Genomic DNA, 15,995 nt, shown 5'->3' with positions numbered 1-15,995 from the left:
CCTTTCGATCAGGATTGGTCCATGTCCAAATCCTTTGTTTCTTTTGTTGCGAAGATGGCAACGAGAGAGATGATTCCGCAAAGCACAATGTACAAGGCAACAGGGACCCACGAGTGATAAGAGCTGAGCAGGGCTGTCGCGATCAGCGGCGCAGTACCGCCAGCCAGCGCCGCACCGAGTTGGTAGCCCACGGTGACCCCCGTATAGCGCACATTGGTGCTGAAAATCTCGGAGAAAAGGGTACCGAGCACGGCCGTCACCGGAGCCCAGAGAATGCCCAGACCGACCACCGTGGCGACCGTCAGCCACAGGGCAGATTTCAGGGACAAGAGGTAAAAGTAAGGAAAAGCAAAGAGGATCATCGCAATCGTGCCGCCGATGTACAACGGCTTTCGGCCGATTTTGTCGGAGAGCTTGCCCATGAACGGAATCGCAATCGTCGCGACCAGCGTGGCGATGGTGACGGCATTGAGCGCGGTAACCCGTTCGTACGCCAGGTAATTTGTCGCGTAGGCGATGACAAATGTAGAGAATATGTAGAACGGTCCCGTCTCCACGACTTTTGCTCCCACTGCAATCAGTACGGACTTCCAATGGTAGCGGAACGTATCGACAATCGGCACCTTGGCGATATTTCCGGTGGCTTTCGCCATTTGGAACGCCGGAGTTTCGTCAATGCCATTGCGAATCCACAGTCCCACGAAGACAAGTGCGGCACTCAAAAGGAACGGAATGCGCCAGCCCCAGGACAAAAATTGTTCTTCCGGAAGCGCACTCATCAAGGAAATCGCCAAGGTGCCGAGCAGCATGCCAATCGTTACGCCCATTTGCGGGATGCTGCCGAAAAAGCCGCGACGGCCTTTGCCGGAATACTCAACCGCGAGCAAGAGCGCGCCTCCCCACTCGCCGCCGATTCCCAAGCCCTGGATCAGTCGCATGAGGACGAGCAAGATCGGAGCCCAGACGCCGATGGAATTGTAATCCGGCAGCAAGCCGATCAGCACAGTCGCGCCCCCCATCAGGGAGAGCGTCAGCACCAGCGTCTTCTTGCGGCCGATCTTGTCCCCGATATGGCTGAAAAGAACCCCGCCAAGCGGACGGATGAAAAAAGGAAGACCAAACGACATATACGAGAGCAGTAAGCCGACAGTGGGATCGGTAGAAGGGAAAAACAGCTTGTTGAAGACGAGCGACGCCATCGTTCCATACAGAAAAAAGTCGAACCATTCAATCGAGCTGCCAACCAGGCTGGCGAACAGCGCTTTGTTTTGAATCTGTTTGGAAATTCCCGTTTGTGGTTGAAGTGCCATCTGTTTCGGATCCTCCCTTGTTGTGATGATGCTTGCTGTAAAGGGGCGTGTATAGCGCGGACAGACACCTTCCTTTCTGCACAGGCAAGTGGTAGCCTGGATGAGGAGTGCGGAGAATGGAAGCAGCACTTCAATTCATGATTGAAGTGACACTTCAATTTTCGGGAATAAAAAATGAAAACGCTTGTTGTCTGATAATAAGTAAGATTATAAAAGATCTCGCTATTTGTCGCAAGCGCGTTTTGCACCTGATTCGCACAAACGGTATGATAAACCTATCCTGCAAAAATCAAGTCGAGGGAGAGCGGATGAAACCTACGATTGGCGTCTTGATTAAGTCGTTGCGGCTTGGCCAAAAAAAGACCCTCAAGCAAATAGCCGAAAAAACCGAACTGTCGATCAGCTTTTTGTCTCAGGTGGAGCGGGGGAAGTCGTCGATTACGCTGGAGTCGCTGAAAAAAATCTCGGAGGCGCTGGAGGTCAGCCCGAGCTATTTCTTTTCCGAAAAGCCTGCGACGAAGAGCAGCCGTGTGCGGCGGGGCGGCAACAAGTCGGCTGCGCCCAGCAACTTCCCGTTTGTGTATGAGGATTTGTCAGGCGACCTGAAGACGCGTCTGCTGGAGCCGATCCTCGTCACCTTGCAGCCCCACGAGGACAACGGAACGCCTTTTGGGCACAAAGGAGAAGAGTTCGTCTACGTGCTGGAGGGCGTGCTGACGCTGCTGTTGGGAGAGGAGGAGCACGACTTGCACCCGGGGGACAGCATTCACATGGATTCCTCCACCCCGCACAACTGGCTGAATCGCACGGGGGAGGTCGTCCGTTTTTTGTGCGTCAATTCCGTTGGGGAGAAAGAGCAGTAGAAAGAAGGTCGACCTATGCGGCGATCGCTTCCCGGTATTCTGCCGGGGGCGGTCGCCGATTTTTTGGTGGAAATGTTCGTTGTGAGTGAATGTATTCACTCATGAGTTTGGGATAAACTTGCTTAAAACCAATTGAATGTAAGTATATACTTGATGTTGGATGAAAGGTAATCTTGATTAACGGAGTTTTCGATATGGGAGAATACATACAGTACATTAATGATCTAAGTCATAGTATTCGAGAAATTGGGGATAAATTAAGAATGCCAATTGAATCAATAAGTGGACCAATTGGGAATGTAACGAGTACATTGGAAGTTACCAACTTACTTTTGGGTGTATTGGCGATTACATCCATTGCAAATGTATATCTGAAGTGGAAGAGCTATAAAAAATAGTTACCGTTGCCGCTATGCAAGCCAACAAATGGTGGTCATCCACAAAAAGAGCAGCCATGTCCTGCTCTTTTTGCATTGGCGGAAAACGTGCGTGCCGCTCTTGCTTTCTTGTATAATAAAGGAACCACACAGAAAGCGCGGTAAAGAGGTGAAAATGTGTCCGGAGAGCCTAATTATTTTCAGCAGTATCAGCATGCCGATATTGAAGAACTGGCCGATGTGATTGGAGAGCTGTTGCAAAACCCGATTACGGTTGAAGATGCGGATCACAAGCTGATTGCCTACAGCTCCCATGGGGACAGCACGGATCAGGCGCGCTGGTCGACGATCATGGGCCGAAGAGTGCCGGAAAAGGTGTTGACCCGGCTGTGGAAGGACGGCGTGTTTCAGGAGCTCTTGACGCAGGATGACCCTGTACACATCCCGGCCAAGGACGAAGTCGGTCTGGGCAAGCGGGTGGCGATCGCCATTCGCCGGGGCAACGATGTACTGGGGTATATTTGGGCGCAGGAAGTGAATCGGCCGATTACGCGCGAGGACGATGAGATATTGCGCCAGGCCGCACGGGTCGCGGTTTCGCGTCTGATGCAGCGGCAGGGGAAGCGCAAGGCCGAGGAGCAGCGGCGCAAGGAATTTTTGTGGGAGCTTTTGCTCGGCAACCACAAGAGCGAGAGCGCCATCCGGCAAAAAGCGGACAGTCTGCAAATGCAGCTTCCGCCCGCGTATCTGATCTGCGTCATTGAAGCGGCCGGAGCGCGGCTCGATCAGTATTTGTACCCGCTGCTCATGCGCGACAAGCTGCTGTGGGTCGTAGACGGCTCGCAAATCATTTTGCTCATCGGACTTGGCGAGGACCGCAAAAAAGACGTTCGCGAAATGCTGATTCGCAAGGTCGAGCAGTTTTTGGCCGATTCCCTGGGCAAGCTGGAAGCTCACGTGACCGAGGGGCGGCAGGTGATTGCAGGCTACGGACTCGGCTACCGGACCTATCTGGAGATTGGGAAAAGCTACAGGGAGGCGCTGCACGCGCTCAAAATCAAAAAGCTGTTCCCCAAGGAAAACGAAGGCATCTACGGCTACCACGAACTGGGCATTTACCGCTACCTGTTGCAATTGAAGCAGTGGGAAGCGGAGCAGGGCTACCACAATGAACGTCTGGAGAAGCTCAGGCAGTACGATCGCGACAATCAGACGGCGATGCTGGAGACGCTGGAGACATTTCTCGATGCCGCAGGCAAAGTAAACGTAACGGCCCAGCGCCTGCACATCCACATCAATACATTGAGCTACCGGCTGCGGCGGATCGAGGAAATCATGCGGGTCGATCTGGAGAACATGAACCAGCGGGCGGCCCTCTATCTGGAGCTGAAAATGGCGAAGCTCGATCAGGAACCATAGTTCGTTTGTGGATTTTCACAAACAGAAGGACACCAAAATTAAAGGAATCCCCAAGGAAACGCTACCATTTGTCGCTGTACAATGATAGTGATCTCATTAAATCGGCGTTTTCAAGGAGGACTACCTATCATGATCGTTGGAATTCCGAAAGAAATTAAGAATAACGAAAACCGCGTTGCCATCACGCCAGCTGGCGTAGCTGCTCTGGTGCAAAACGGGCACGCAGTTCGCATAGAAACCGGCGCAGGTCTTGGCAGCGGTTTCACCAACGAAGACTACACCGCTGTAGGCGCTGAGATCGTTCCGACCGCGGCAGATGCATGGGCTGCTGACATGGTGATGAAAGTAAAAGAGCCGCTTCCGGCTGAGTACGGCTACTTCCGTGAGGGGCTGGTTCTGTTCACGTACCTGCATCTCGCTCCAGAGCCTGAGCTGACGCGCGCCCTGATTGATAAAAAAGTGATTGCGATTGCATATGAAACCATCCAGCTCGACAACGGCGCTCTGCCGCTCTTGATGCCGATGTCCGAAGTGGCGGGCCGCATGTCCGTACAAATCGGTGCGCAATTCCTGGAAAAACCATACGGCGGAAAAGGCGTACTGCTCGGCGGCGTACCTGGCGTGCCAAAAGGTGAGGTAGTCGTAATCGGCGGCGGGATCGTCGGTACAAACGCTGCGAAAATGGCGCTCGGTCTCGGGGCAAACGTCACGATCATCGACGTGAACGCAGACCGTCTGCGCCAACTGGATGACCTGTTCCAAGGCCGCGTGCAAACGCTGATGTCCAACTCCTTCAACATTGCAAACGCTGTGAAAAAAGCAGACCTGCTCGTAGGCGCTGTTCTGATCCCTGGCGCGCGTGCTCCGCGTCTGGTAACCGAAGAGATGGTAAAAGCGATGACGCCGGGTTCCGTGATCGTAGACGTGGCGATCGACCAGGGTGGCTCCATCGAAACCATCGACCGCATTACGACGCACGACAACCCAACCTATGAAAAACACGGCGTCATTCACTACGCAGTAGCGAACATGCCTGGTGCGGTCGCTCGCACCTCTACGCTGGCGCTGACCAACGTGACCGTTCCTTACGCAGTACAACTGGCAAACAAAGGCTACGCGCAAGCGATCCGCGACAACCGCGCGCTGGCGAAAGGCGTCAACGTCATCGACGGACAAGTAACGTACAAAGCTGTAGCCGATGCGCACAACCTGCCATACGTTTCCGTAGAAGATGTTCTGTTGGTGAAAAACTAATGTCGTTCTCTGCCATCTAATAGAAAACTGCTTGCCGCTGATTGTCGGCAAGCAGTTTTTTTTGCTGAGCAGGCTTTTACTCGTGTCCGAGCGGGGACGGGTATTCGGTGGAATCCAGTTTCATCTTGCCCGAGTCGCTCAAATGGACATGGACGTGAATGCTGGCAATCGAGTCGGGAGTAGGCGCGGTGCGATGCTCTTTTTCATACGCCCGCCATGCCCGGTAGTCTTTTTTGAACAGCTCCTTTTCCAGTCCGTACAGATCGGCGCCCTTTTTTAGTCCCTTCAGAAACGTTCCTCTGATTTGCTCGCGAACCTGCTCTTCCGCGTTTTTTTGTATATGGGCGGGACTGACCTCGCTCATCAGCTCCCGAATGAAGCCGAGCAAGTGAACATGCAACTGGTAGCGCGGCACGGGGCCGGTTGTGATCGGTTCGACTTTGAGCCCGACGTGCTTGATGCTGATCGTGGCTTTGGGGATGTTGCGTTCGCGGATGATGAGTCCGGCAAAATCGGTATTCTCGTCCATCCAGCGTAGTCCCATCAAGTCTCCGCTGGGGAAATATCCTTTCCATGTGCCGCGATGAAGCGCGTGTACGCCATCCATGGTAAGCCGAGGGACATAGTGGTTGTTCTCCTTCCAGGAACGCTCGTAGATCGCGATATTCGGGAGCAGAACCGTACTTGACGGCTCCCAAAAATCAGAGATGAAGCGAAAAAACTGGATCGGCTCGATAAAGGAGCGCTGCTGGTAGAGGTCCTTGGGCTGATGCAGCAGGGACGTCAACGGGGAGAAGCCGGACAGGGAATAGTTGCCAAGCACCTTGTCGAGGGGCTCCCGCGTGGCGAACACCCATTTTGTGTAGCGAATCAAACCGTAGCGGTTCAAAATGTCATGCGTGCTGATAATCCCCTTTTGCAGAATGCGCTCGTGAAACACAAGCGACGAGACAAACCCGAGAAAGAGCGGAATCTGCGAGTTTTTTTGCAGATTATCGTACGCGGACATCAGCGTCTTGCCTCTTCCGATTGAAATCGTGGCGGGTGGGGACTTGGGATAGCCGGCTGTCTCCTGTTTGGCTACGCTAGCCAGGTCGACTGACTGGGCGTAGAAGACGTATTCATTGTTGATAAAGTCCACGCCAATGGCCGACAAATAGCTGAGATCCTGAATCGATTTCTGGTCCCAGCACCCGCTGATGATACTTGTGGCCAACACAAGCAACGCGCAGGCTATCCGGGCGGCCTTCATTTTGCATCTCCGTCCTTCACCGATTTTGTCCGGAAAAAGTAGATCAACGGGCGGAACAGAACCTGGTACAAATTCCCAATGATATTGGACGAACCCATCAGCAGATAAGGTCTGCCGAACGAAGTCAAGGTGGACAAGTAATAAATAATCGCGATCATGCTGATGACGAACCCGTACATGCCGATGGTAGAGGACAGGATGAACACGAGAAAGCGGGCGGCCGTAGCTGCTCCGCTGAGCGCCTGGTTGACGAGCGTGAAGGAAGCGACGACAGTCAGGGAGCCGACGAACAGCATCGATGGAGAAGTCAGCCCGGCGCGAATCGAAGCGTCCCCGATAATCAGCGCCCCGACAAGCGCGAGTGTTTGCCCGACGTTTTTCGGCAGACGCGCTCCGGCCTCGCGCAGAAATTCAAAGATGAACAGAATCATAAAAAGCTCCATGGGAGCGGAAAAAGGCAAGCCTTTTCGCCCTTGGGTAATGGTGGCGAGCAGTTGAAACGGAAACTGCTCCACGTTATAAGCGGACAGGGCAATCCAGAATCCCGGAAGAAACGCGGCGATCCAAAAACCTCCGAGACGCAGCAAACGCTCCAGCCATACGTAAACGATCGGGTACTGATCGTCCTCCGGAGATTTAATCAGCTCCAAAAGCGAGACAGGAGCAATCAGGGCCAAGGGCGAGCCGTCGACCATCACGATGACTTTTCCTTGCAGCAGCATGTAAATGGCGAAGTCGGGCCGCCCTGTGTAATCCACCAGCGGAAACAGGGAGTTGCGGTTGTCGCTCAGCATTTTTTCCAGGAGAGCGCTGTTCAATATTTTTTTGCTGTCACAGGTGAGCAGGCGGTCGCGCATCATCTCGATCAGATCGGAAGGGGCGCTGTCTGTGAGGTACATCAGCGCGATCCGGCTGCGAGAGCGTGTGCCGAGAATAAATGGCTCATAGGCAAGCGTAATCGTTCGCAGGCGCTTGCGGATGAGCGCGACATTGGTAGACAAATCTTCCACGAAGCCGTCTCGCGGACCTTTGATCGAAATCTCTGTGTTGGCTTCTTCTGTGCCCCGTTGCGGACGATTGGAAATGTCCCAGGAAAACGGCGGCGATCCTCCCAAAAAGATGAGCAGATCTCCGGCGAAGAGCCGCTCTGCCCACAGCTCGGGATTGCCGTACAGCGGAATCAGCGGAAGGGAGCGCAAGTCTCCCGCGGTCAGGCAGCGCTCCAATTGGGGCAACGCCGTCTCCTGCAACAGCCGCACGTCGGCCAGACCTTCACAGTACAGCATGAGAATCGTCTGATCGTTCGGAGTGACCGTCCGCAAAAAGATGACATCCGCACAATGCGCGAATTGTTCTCGCAGCTCCTCTTCAAGGGTCATGGCTCGCATCCTCCAATCCGGTTGGTTTTCGCAGGGACAATAGGAGCAGGAAGAGCGTGACAGCTACCATAACGAGCAGGTACATCGGATAGTAGATCTTCGACAGGAAGTCGACGAACTGCATGTCGCTGTAGGGGAGGCTGGCGAGAACGATCATGCTGGCGCCGAGGGCGAACATGACATACGTTCGCTGTTTGTTTGTACGCAGGACCAAAAGCTCCCCAAGCAGCAGCAGACAAAGCGTAATGCGGATAAACGAGCCGGACAGCCATTGGAAAATCGAAAAAAACTCCATGTTCTCGATGTCTTTGCCGATCGTTAACAGCCGCCATTGTTCGAAGGCGGGAAAGCGCTGGCGTGTCGACTCTACAGGCCCGAATTCCGCGATGGCCCCCGTCAGCGGGCTGAGCGTCAGCATCAAGGTGATGGCGATCATGACGAGAAAGTGGATGAGACGCAGCGGCTTTCGCACGTGATGCTGCAAAAGCAATAGCAGGAACATCTCAGTAAAGCCTCCTCCCACGAAAACCATGGCGTGCAGGGTCGGGGCCATTCCGTTCTGGAACAGCGGCAAGAGCTGCGAGTAGTCTTTTTTGGGAATATTGCCGAATGCGATGAACATGCCGAGCAGCGAAACGATGGGCAGCAAAATCCCCGACGTAATGCCGACCGAGGCGATCCCGCCATAGGAGGCGAGAATGCACAAAAGCATCAGGGCAAGCGCCGTCACCCACTCGGGAGTCTGCGGCAAATAGTTCACGGTTGTCCATGTTTGGGTATCAACCAGATTGACGAGTGCCATCATGTACAGGCAGAACATGACGGGGGCGAGCAGCAGGAAGCGAACGGCTTTTCCGGACCGGAGCAAAAGCCATTGGGACAACGATTGCTGCTTGATCCGGCTGTTGATGAAAAACAGCGCATACGCCCAAAGACAAAAGGGGATGGTGCCAAAGATGACGCTCAGCCAGGCATCGCGCCCGGCTTTGCTGAGGAGCAGGGGGATAAGAGTAACATGGTTGGTGATTCCGATCGACAGCATCATCACCATAATCGCCTGGCCAATCCCGATTTTTCCATCTGCTTTCATGAACCAACGTCCCCCCGACTTGGTGGTTTTGTTAGGGTTTGTTTGCCCGGCTGGAAATATGTATCGCGTATAAAGGTTAGCCCACGATAAATCAAGTGTGGTATTCTACAATGAGGTGAAAATGGAGTAAGGAGTGTAACCGGGATGTACAAGCTTATCAGAAACTATCTGTTCCAGATGGATACGGAAGAGATTCATGAAAAAACGGTCGGTGCCCTGAAGCTGGTGGAAGACTCTGCTCCGGGAAAAAGCTTGCTGAGAATGATGTTCCAAGTGAAGGACGAACGGCTTGCGACAAAGCTGTGGGGACTGACGTTTCCCAATCCGGTCGGACTCGCCGCAGGTTTTGACAAAAACGCCGAGGTGTATCATGCGCTGGGGGCGTTAGGGTTCGGTTTTGTGGAAGTCGGGACGCTGACCCCGCAAGGACAGCCGGGCAATCCGAGGCCGCGCCTGTTCCGCTTGCCTGAGCACGAGGCGATCATCAACCGGATGGGCTTCAACAACCACGGTGCCTATCTGGCTTCGCAACACCTGGTCGATTACGCGTATTCCGATGTTCCGATCGGGATCAACATTGGGAAAAACAAAGTCACTCCCAACGAGGATGCGGCTTCCGACTATATCAAATGCCTGGACATGCTCTATTCGTACGGCCATTATTTCGTCATCAATATCAGCTCTCCGAATACGCCCAATCTTCGCGATTTGCAGGAAACCGAGAGCATGCGGCTGCTGGTGCGGGCGGTGCGCGAAAAAGCGGCCGAAATGGAAGCGCGCGGCATTCGGAAAAAACCGATTCTGCTCAAGGTAGCGCCTGATATGTCCGACGAGCAGATGCGCGACGTCGTGCAAGGTGCAGTGGAAGCGGGCATTTCCGGTATTATTGCCACCAACACAACGCTGTCGCGGGAAGCGGTTCAGGGGCATCGCTATGCCGAGGAAGCGGGAGGACTGAGCGGACGACCGCTGGCAGAACGCGCGACTGCCTGGGTAAAAGAAATGTACCAGGAAGTGGGCGACAAGGTGCCGATCATTGGCGTAGGGGGTATCTTCACAGGAGAAGATGCGTACGCGAAAATCCGCGCGGGCGCAAGTCTCGTCCAGGTCTATACCGGAATGATTTATCAAGGCCCTGGTATCTCCAGACAAATCAACAAAAAGCTGCTGAAGCTTTTGAAGCAGGACGGCTTTTCCCATATCAGCGAGGCGGTCGGCGTTGACGCCAAGGCGTAAAGGATGGGGAAGCTGCGCTTATACGAAAACCGATGACTTTCGCAAGATAGCGGGTCATCGGTTTTTCTTTTTCGCGGCTAGGCGCCACTGATTCTATTCTTCCGCTTTTTTCCTTGATTCTGTATAATAATGTGGGACAAGCATGAACTGTCTAACAATTGCATATTGTCGGCGATAGGTGCCTTTATGCAAGCGGCATAAAGGGTAACAGGGAATCGGGTGAAAGTCCCGAGCGGTCCCGCCACTGTAATCAGGGAGTTCTCTTTGAGACAAAGCCACTCATGTTCCAGATGGGGAAGGCCAAAGAGCGCGATGAGCTGAAAGCCAGGAGACCTACCTATCGGCCACACCCAGAAATGCCTTCGCGGAAAGGAGCGGTGAATACGAAGCAATCTGACTGTGCCAACGGTCTGTTGTTTTGGTGCGCATACCTCGTCTGCTGCCGGATGAGGTTTTTTTCGTTGGTGAAAAAAGAACAGCAAAGGAGGAGGAAATGTCTTGAATCGGTCACGTTTTGTATCGACTTGTCTGTTGATAGCAGGCTTTGTCCTGTATTTTCTTGTAAATGAACCGCAGACGACTTACGCGATGCACATTATGGAAGGGTATTTGCCCCTGTCGTGGGCGCTGTTTTGGTGGGTTGTCTTTCTTCCGTTCTTTATTCTCGGCATTCGTTCCTTGAACCAAATCGTCAAAGAGCATCCGCACATGAAGCTCTTGATCGGCGTATCCGGCGCGTTTGCCTTTGTGCTGTCCGCTCTGAAAATTCCTTCGGTGACAGGCAGCAGCTCCCATCCGACGGGAACCGGGCTGGGCGCGATCATGTTTGGTCCGTGGGTCATGTCTGTGCTCGGCAGCCTGGTGCTGCTGTTCCAGGCGCTGCTTTTGGCGCATGGAGGGCTGACGACGCTCGGAGCCAATGCGGTGTCCATGGCGGTGGTGGGGCCGCTGGTAGCCTACGGCGTCTACCGCCTGATCGTACGCGCAAACGGCGGACAGCGTTTGGCGGTATTTGCTGCCGCTGCGCTGGCTGACCTGGCGACCTATGTCGTGACCTCTATGCAGCTGGCTTTGGCCTTTCCGGCTGAGTCCGGAGGGGTTTTGGCATCGTTTGCGAAATTCGCAGGGATTTTTGCCATCACGCAGGTTCCGTTGGCGATCAGCGAGGGGCTGTTGACCGTGCTCGTCTGGAACTGGCTACAGTCTTACAACGCGAAAGAGCTGGCGCAACTTCGCCTGCTGAAACGGGAGGAATCGCTGTGAAAAAAGGGATGAACTGGCTGCTGCTTTTGGGCGTGGTCGTGCTGGCGGTTGTGCCGTTACTGTTGGTGCAGGACTCGGAGTTCGGGGGAGCGGACGGAGCGGCTGAGGAAGCGATCAAGGAAATCGCACCGGATTACGAGCCTTGGTTTGAGCCACTGCTGGAGCCGCCGGGCGGCGAAACAGAGAGCTTGCTGTTCGCCGTGCAGGCGGCGCTCGGAGCGGGCGTCGTCGGCTATGCCATGGGCTTGTACAAGGGTCGGCTGGACAAGCATAAAAAATGAATGGGCAAAAGCTTGATTCGCTTTCCTATCAAAATCGGCTGCGAGGTTTGCCGCCCGAGCACAAGCTCCTGCTCGCGGGCGTACTGATGGTGCTCGTTTTGACGGGACATGTATGGGTGCAGATGGCGATTTGCCTCTGGATGGGCGTATGGGTGACCGTATATGCCCGTATTCCCGTCCGTTTCTATTGTGGATTCTTCATCCTGTCTCTTTCGTTTTTTGTTCTGGGTCTTCCGGCGTTGGTGCTGGAAGCGGCGAGGATAGAGACGGCCACCGCGGTCCGGGCCGCTGCGGCGTGGCAGGTGGGGCCATACCTGGTCTACGTTCCCGTAAGCGCCAGCGGCAAGGTGTGGGTGCTGTTTTGGCGGACGATGGCCAGTCTCGCCTGTTTTGCCTTTGTCTTGTTTACCGTGCCGTTCACCGAGATTTTGCAAGTGCTGCGCAAGCTTAGGCTGCCGGTTATCGTGACGGATTTGCTGATGATTATGTACCGCTTTATTTTCGTGCTGCTCGGCGTCTCGCATCAGCTCTGGATTGCCCGGCGCGCGCGTGGCGGGCACTCTGGGTTCCGGTCGATGCTGCGCGACGTCAGCGGACTGGCCGCCCAGCTGTTCGTCAGGTCTATGCGCCAGTACGATGCGCTGTACAAAGGGATGGCAGCGAGAGGCTTCGGGGAAAGCCTGCGGGTGCTGTCCTTGCACACTCATGCTCGCTCCAGCCGATATGAAGCAGAATCCATCGCAGGCTGCATGTTGCTGATTTTGCTGGAGTGGTGGACAGGAGGATAACGCGTTGACATCATGGCTGTTGGAATTTGTTGATTTGCACTACGCCTATCCAGGCGGTCTTGGCCCTGTCCTGAGAGGATTGTCCCTGGGCATTCCGGAGGGAAAAAAATGCGCGCTGCTCGGGCGAAACGGCTGTGGCAAGTCCACTTTGTTTTTGCACGGAAATGGGATCATCCAGCCGCAGCGAGGACAAGTGCTGTGGAGAGGGACCCCGCTCAGCTACAAACGGGCGGCCTTGCAGGAGATGACGCAAAAAGTCGGGCTGGTCTTCCAGGACCCGGAGCAGCAACTGATTGCCGGCACGGTGGCCGAGGATGTTTCCTACGGACTGTGCAACCGGAACGTGCCTGACGACGTCATCCGCGAGAAGGTACGGGCTGTCCTGGATGCGTTTGGCTTGACAGAGCTTGCGGACGTTCCGATCCATCATCTCAGCCTGGGACAAAAGCGGCGTCTCGCCCTCGCCGGAGTCATGGTGCTTGCGCCGGAGCTGCTGCTATTGGATGAGCCTACGGCCTACCTCGACCGTTACCAGACCAAACAACTGCTGCGCGAGCTCGATGCCATCCACCAAAGCGGCACAACCGTGTTGATGGCTACCCACGATATGGACATCGCTTTCGAATGGGCGGAGTGGATTTGCGTGATGGAGGAAGGAAGACTGGTATTTGCCGGAGAGCCCCAGGAGGCGCTGGCGCGAAAAGAAATGCTGGAAAGCCTGCATTTGGGCCTGCCGCTGATCGCCGAGATATGGGAAGCGTTGCCGCCTGAATGGAGACGGGGAGCGGGCGAGCGGATTCCTTGTTCGCTGGAGGAAGTAAAAAAACGCCTGGCCGGACAGGCTGTTCTCCGGTAGAGGCAGGCAAGCGGTCGTCCCGGCGTGCATGCCAACGGTTATTTTGGGGTATCTTAACCTCAAAATTCCTCTGGAGGTATCGCGATGGAACACGACTCCTTGATGAGCTCAGGGCTTGCTGGCGAGGAGCAAACGGAAATCCCCGGCAAAGTCAAAGACCAGCTCATGTTCAATGTCCTGGAAAAAGAAATGACAAACGCAGAAAAGGAAAAAAAGGCGAAGGACGAGTATCTGACGGGAAAGTCGTAGTCCGCGCCAAAAGCCCTTCTCGGCCTGCACAAGACGAGAAGGGCTGTTCCTTTTTATTTGTCTTTCTTTTCTGCTTTTTCTTTTTCTTCCTTTTCCTGTCGATCTTTCAGGATGGACAAAAAGGCCAAAAAATCGCCCAACAGGACCAGAACGGCCGCCATCAACGCCAGATCTTCCGCAGAAAAACCATTGTTCTGCTTCATTTTCCAGCCTCATTTCCGTAGGATATCCGCCCTTGCATCTTATGCTTGGGTGTCTGGGACCGTCACGCTTTCCGCTAGCCCTGCCGCTTGTGACACAACGTGAAGCAGTCCCTCCGCATCTTCGCGCAAGCTGCTTAGGACGGATAAACGGGTTACGTCCGATGGGGGCGGTCTGGAGACGCCAAAAATCGCCGCGGGTCATGCGGGCAAAAAAAAGACACCGCCCGCATGTTGCGTTCGGACGGTATCAGGCTCCCCTTACCTAAAAGAAGCGGCGACAGCGACGACGACGGCAACCACAGCCGAAGCGACGACGACGACCGCAGCCACAGCGGCGGCGAAAGAAACAGGACATGACTCCACCTCCTCCTTTTGTTGCATACTCTATGTGTACGCAAGGCTAGTCGAAGTGATTGGACGAACCTTCATGGCCATGTAACACGATTCTTCTTGATGATGCGCCTGTTCGCCAGTGTTCGTAGGTGGATGTCTGTAGAGAGGCCAGAGCCAACAAGATCAGACAAAAGAAAAACTGCCGACAGTTGCTTCGTCGGCAGTTTGATTTTTTTCTAGGCTTACAGATCGTAATACAACTCAAACTCTTTCGGATTCACAGTCCGCTCCACTTGTTGAATATCTCCGCGTTTTAAGGCAATCCAGTTTTCGATGACTTCCTTGTTGAAGACGCCGCCTTCGAGCAGGAAAGCGTGGTCTTGTTCGAGGGCTGTCAGAGCTTCCTCCAGGGAGCCGGGAGCGCGCTTGATTTCATGCTTTTCCGCGTCGGACAGATCGTAAATGTTGCGATCCAGCGGGCCGTAGCCGAGCTCACGCGGGTCGAGCTTGCGCTTGATGCCGTCCAGGCCAGCCATCAGCATGGCAGCGAAGGCCAGGTAAGGGTTCGCGGTGGAGTCTGGCGTGCGGAATTCGATCCGGGACGCTTTTGGCGTTACAGCGGCGACAGGAATCCGTACGGCAGCAGAGCGGTTTCCTTTGGAGAAAACCAGATTGACAGGCGCTTCGTAGCCTGGAACCAGACGTTTGAACGAGTTGGTGCTCGGGTTGGTCAGCGCGATCAGGGCAGGAGCGTGGTGCAAAATGCCGCCGATGTAGTGGAGCGCTGTCTCGCTCAGGTTGGCGTAGCCGCCTTGTTCATAGAACAGCGGAGTATCGCCGTTGAACAGACTTTGGTGAACGTGCATGCCGGAACCGTTGTCTCCAACGATTGGCTTCGGCATGAAGGTCGCTGTTTTGCCGTGTTTTGCCGCTACGTTGCGCACAATGTATTTGAACAAAAGCAGGTTGTCTGCGGTGCGAGTCAAGGTGTCGAAGCGGAAGTTGATCTCGCCTTGACCGGCAGTCGCTACTTCGTGGTGATGACGTTCTACGTGCAGCCCGGCTTTGGTCATCAGGGTACACATTTCGTTGCGGATGTCCATTTGCGAATCAGTTGGCTGTACAGGGAAGTACCCGCCTTTGTTGCGCACTTTGTAGCCCAGGTTGTGTCCTTCTTTTCCGGTATTCCAGAACGCTTCCTCGGAGTCGATGTGGAAGTAGGAGCCGGACGGACCGGAGTCGTAGCGCACGCTGTCGAACAGGAAAAATTCCGCTTCCGGTCCGAAGTAAGCAGCGGTAGCCAGTCCGGTTTGTTGCAGATACGCCTCTGCCTTGAGGGCAATGCTGCGCGGGTCGCGTGTGTATGGGGTGTTGTCCGGATTGACAATGTTGCAGAGGATGTTCATGGTTTTGGCTTCCACGAACGGATCGAGAAATGCGGTGGAAGGATCAGGCATGGCGACCATGTCGCTCTCTTCGATGGATTTGTAGCCGATGAGGCTGGAGCCGTCGAAGGCAACGCCGTTGCGGAAGGTGCCTTCATCTACTGCGTAAGCAGGGATGGTAACATGGTGCTGACGACCGAGCAAATCGACAATGCGGAAGTCCACATATTCTACTTTTTCTGCCTCGATGGTGGACAAGACCGTTTTCATATCCAAAACAACCCACTCCATTCGCGAAATATTTTCGTATTTGAATATTAATCGTTCGTGTTTTAGTGAATTTCTATATTTCGAATTATAGCTACAACAGACAATGTTCGTCAAGAGGTTTTCTTACTCCAAATGTTAGTTTTTCTAACATGATATTGTGGGGTTCAGAAATTGGTTCCCATTCTGT

Annotated in this window: 15 protein-coding genes and 1 riboswitch; of the genes, 9 read left to right on the top strand and 6 right to left on the bottom strand. The window is 54.3% G+C overall.

Annotated features, from left to right (window positions below; genetic code table 11):
- Positions 1-8 precede the first annotated feature (8 nt).
- A complete protein-coding gene (locus ACTHO6_RS05900; RefSeq protein WP_440240367.1) occupies positions 9-1,310 on the bottom strand; it encodes an MFS transporter in 1,302 nt (433 codons plus the stop codon).
- Between the two features lie 308 nt (positions 1,311-1,618).
- Between ACTHO6_RS05900 and ACTHO6_RS05895 the strand changes: the two genes are divergently transcribed.
- The 3 genes from ACTHO6_RS05895 to ald all read left to right on the top strand — a co-directional run bounded on the left by ACTHO6_RS05895 (position 1,619) and on the right by ald (position 5,223).
- A complete protein-coding gene (locus tag ACTHO6_RS05895; RefSeq protein ID WP_440240365.1) occupies positions 1,619-2,173 on the top strand; it encodes a helix-turn-helix domain-containing protein in 555 nt (184 codons plus the stop codon).
- 554 nt (positions 2,174-2,727) lie between these two features.
- Positions 2,728-3,969, top strand: coding sequence for a PucR family transcriptional regulator (locus tag ACTHO6_RS05890; RefSeq protein WP_440240363.1), 1,242 nt, complete (start codon positions 2,728-2,730; stop codon positions 3,967-3,969).
- A 129-nt stretch (positions 3,970-4,098) separates the two neighbouring features.
- Positions 4,099-5,223: an alanine dehydrogenase gene (ald, locus tag ACTHO6_RS05885; protein ID WP_440240361.1), complete on the top strand. Its 1,125-nt coding sequence runs from the start codon at positions 4,099-4,101 to the stop codon at positions 5,221-5,223.
- Between the two features lie 76 nt (positions 5,224-5,299).
- Here the strand turns inward: ald and ACTHO6_RS05880 are convergent, their stop codons facing one another.
- Genes ACTHO6_RS05880 through ACTHO6_RS05870 form a run of 3 tightly spaced genes read right to left on the bottom strand, consistent with a single transcriptional unit; the run spans position 5,300 to position 8,944 of the window.
- Positions 5,300-6,475 carry a Ger(x)C family spore germination protein gene (locus tag ACTHO6_RS05880; RefSeq protein ID WP_440240359.1) on the bottom strand — a complete coding sequence of 392 codons (1,176 nt, stop codon included), beginning with the start codon at positions 6,473-6,475 and terminating at the stop codon, positions 5,300-5,302.
- Positions 6,472-7,854 (bottom strand): spore germination protein, encoded by a 1,383-nt coding sequence (locus ACTHO6_RS05875; RefSeq protein ID WP_440240357.1) that lies wholly within the window; start codon positions 7,852-7,854, stop codon positions 6,472-6,474. The genes ACTHO6_RS05880 and ACTHO6_RS05875 overlap by 4 nt, the downstream gene beginning before the upstream one ends.
- Complete coding sequence (locus ACTHO6_RS05870; protein WP_440240355.1) at positions 7,844-8,944, bottom strand: GerAB/ArcD/ProY family transporter; 1,101 nt, start codon at positions 8,942-8,944, stop codon at positions 7,844-7,846. Before ACTHO6_RS05870 ends, ACTHO6_RS05875 begins: the two co-directional genes overlap by 11 nt.
- Before the next feature lie 144 nt (positions 8,945-9,088).
- Between ACTHO6_RS05870 and ACTHO6_RS05865 the strand changes: the two genes are divergently transcribed.
- The 6 genes from ACTHO6_RS05865 to ACTHO6_RS05840 all read left to right on the top strand — a co-directional run bounded on the left by ACTHO6_RS05865 (position 9,089) and on the right by ACTHO6_RS05840 (position 13,617).
- Complete coding sequence (locus ACTHO6_RS05865) at positions 9,089-10,180, top strand: quinone-dependent dihydroorotate dehydrogenase (protein ID WP_440240353.1); 1,092 nt, start codon at positions 9,089-9,091, stop codon at positions 10,178-10,180.
- A 159-nt stretch (positions 10,181-10,339) separates the two neighbouring features.
- Positions 10,340-10,535: riboswitch (cobalamin riboswitch) on the top strand.
- A gap of 143 nt (positions 10,536-10,678) precedes the next feature.
- Positions 10,679-11,443, top strand: coding sequence for an energy-coupling factor ABC transporter permease (locus ACTHO6_RS05860; protein ID WP_440240351.1), 765 nt, complete (start codon positions 10,679-10,681; stop codon positions 11,441-11,443).
- Positions 11,440-11,724 carry an energy-coupling factor ABC transporter substrate-binding protein gene (locus ACTHO6_RS05855; RefSeq protein WP_440240349.1) on the top strand — a complete coding sequence of 95 codons (285 nt, stop codon included), beginning with the start codon at positions 11,440-11,442 and terminating at the stop codon, positions 11,722-11,724. The genes ACTHO6_RS05860 and ACTHO6_RS05855 overlap by 4 nt, the downstream gene beginning before the upstream one ends.
- The gene (gene cbiQ, locus ACTHO6_RS05850) at positions 11,721-12,512 is read left to right on the top strand and encodes a cobalt ECF transporter T component CbiQ (protein ID WP_440240347.1); all 792 of its coding nucleotides are present in this window, start codon (positions 11,721-11,723) and stop codon (positions 12,510-12,512) included. Before ACTHO6_RS05855 ends, cbiQ begins: the two co-directional genes overlap by 4 nt.
- 4 nt (positions 12,513-12,516) lie before the next feature.
- Positions 12,517-13,368 (top strand): energy-coupling factor ABC transporter ATP-binding protein, encoded by an 852-nt coding sequence (locus tag ACTHO6_RS05845; protein WP_440240345.1) that lies wholly within the window; start codon positions 12,517-12,519, stop codon positions 13,366-13,368.
- Between the two features lie 84 nt (positions 13,369-13,452).
- Entirely contained in the window at positions 13,453-13,617 is a 165-nt protein-coding gene (locus ACTHO6_RS05840; protein ID WP_440240343.1) for a hypothetical protein, read from the top strand.
- Positions 13,618-13,670: 53 nt separating this feature from the next.
- Here the strand turns inward: ACTHO6_RS05840 and ACTHO6_RS05835 are convergent, their stop codons facing one another.
- Together ACTHO6_RS05835 and glnA are read right to left on the bottom strand one after the other, a co-directional pair.
- Positions 13,671-13,820, bottom strand: a complete 150-nt coding sequence (locus ACTHO6_RS05835) for a hypothetical protein (protein ID WP_440240341.1) — start codon at positions 13,818-13,820, stop codon at positions 13,671-13,673.
- 575 nt (positions 13,821-14,395) lie between these two features.
- Entirely contained in the window at positions 14,396-15,814 is a 1,419-nt protein-coding gene (gene glnA, locus ACTHO6_RS05830; RefSeq protein WP_440240339.1) for a type I glutamate--ammonia ligase, read from the bottom strand.
- Between the last annotated feature and the right edge of the window lie 181 nt (positions 15,815-15,995).

It is taken from the genome of Brevibacillus sp. SAFN-007a (assembly GCF_051967035.1).
Classification (GTDB): domain Bacteria; phylum Bacillota; class Bacilli; order Brevibacillales; family Brevibacillaceae; genus Brevibacillus.
Note: the sequence above shows the minus strand (reverse complement) of the source record. Positions and strands in the feature narration are given on the sequence as shown.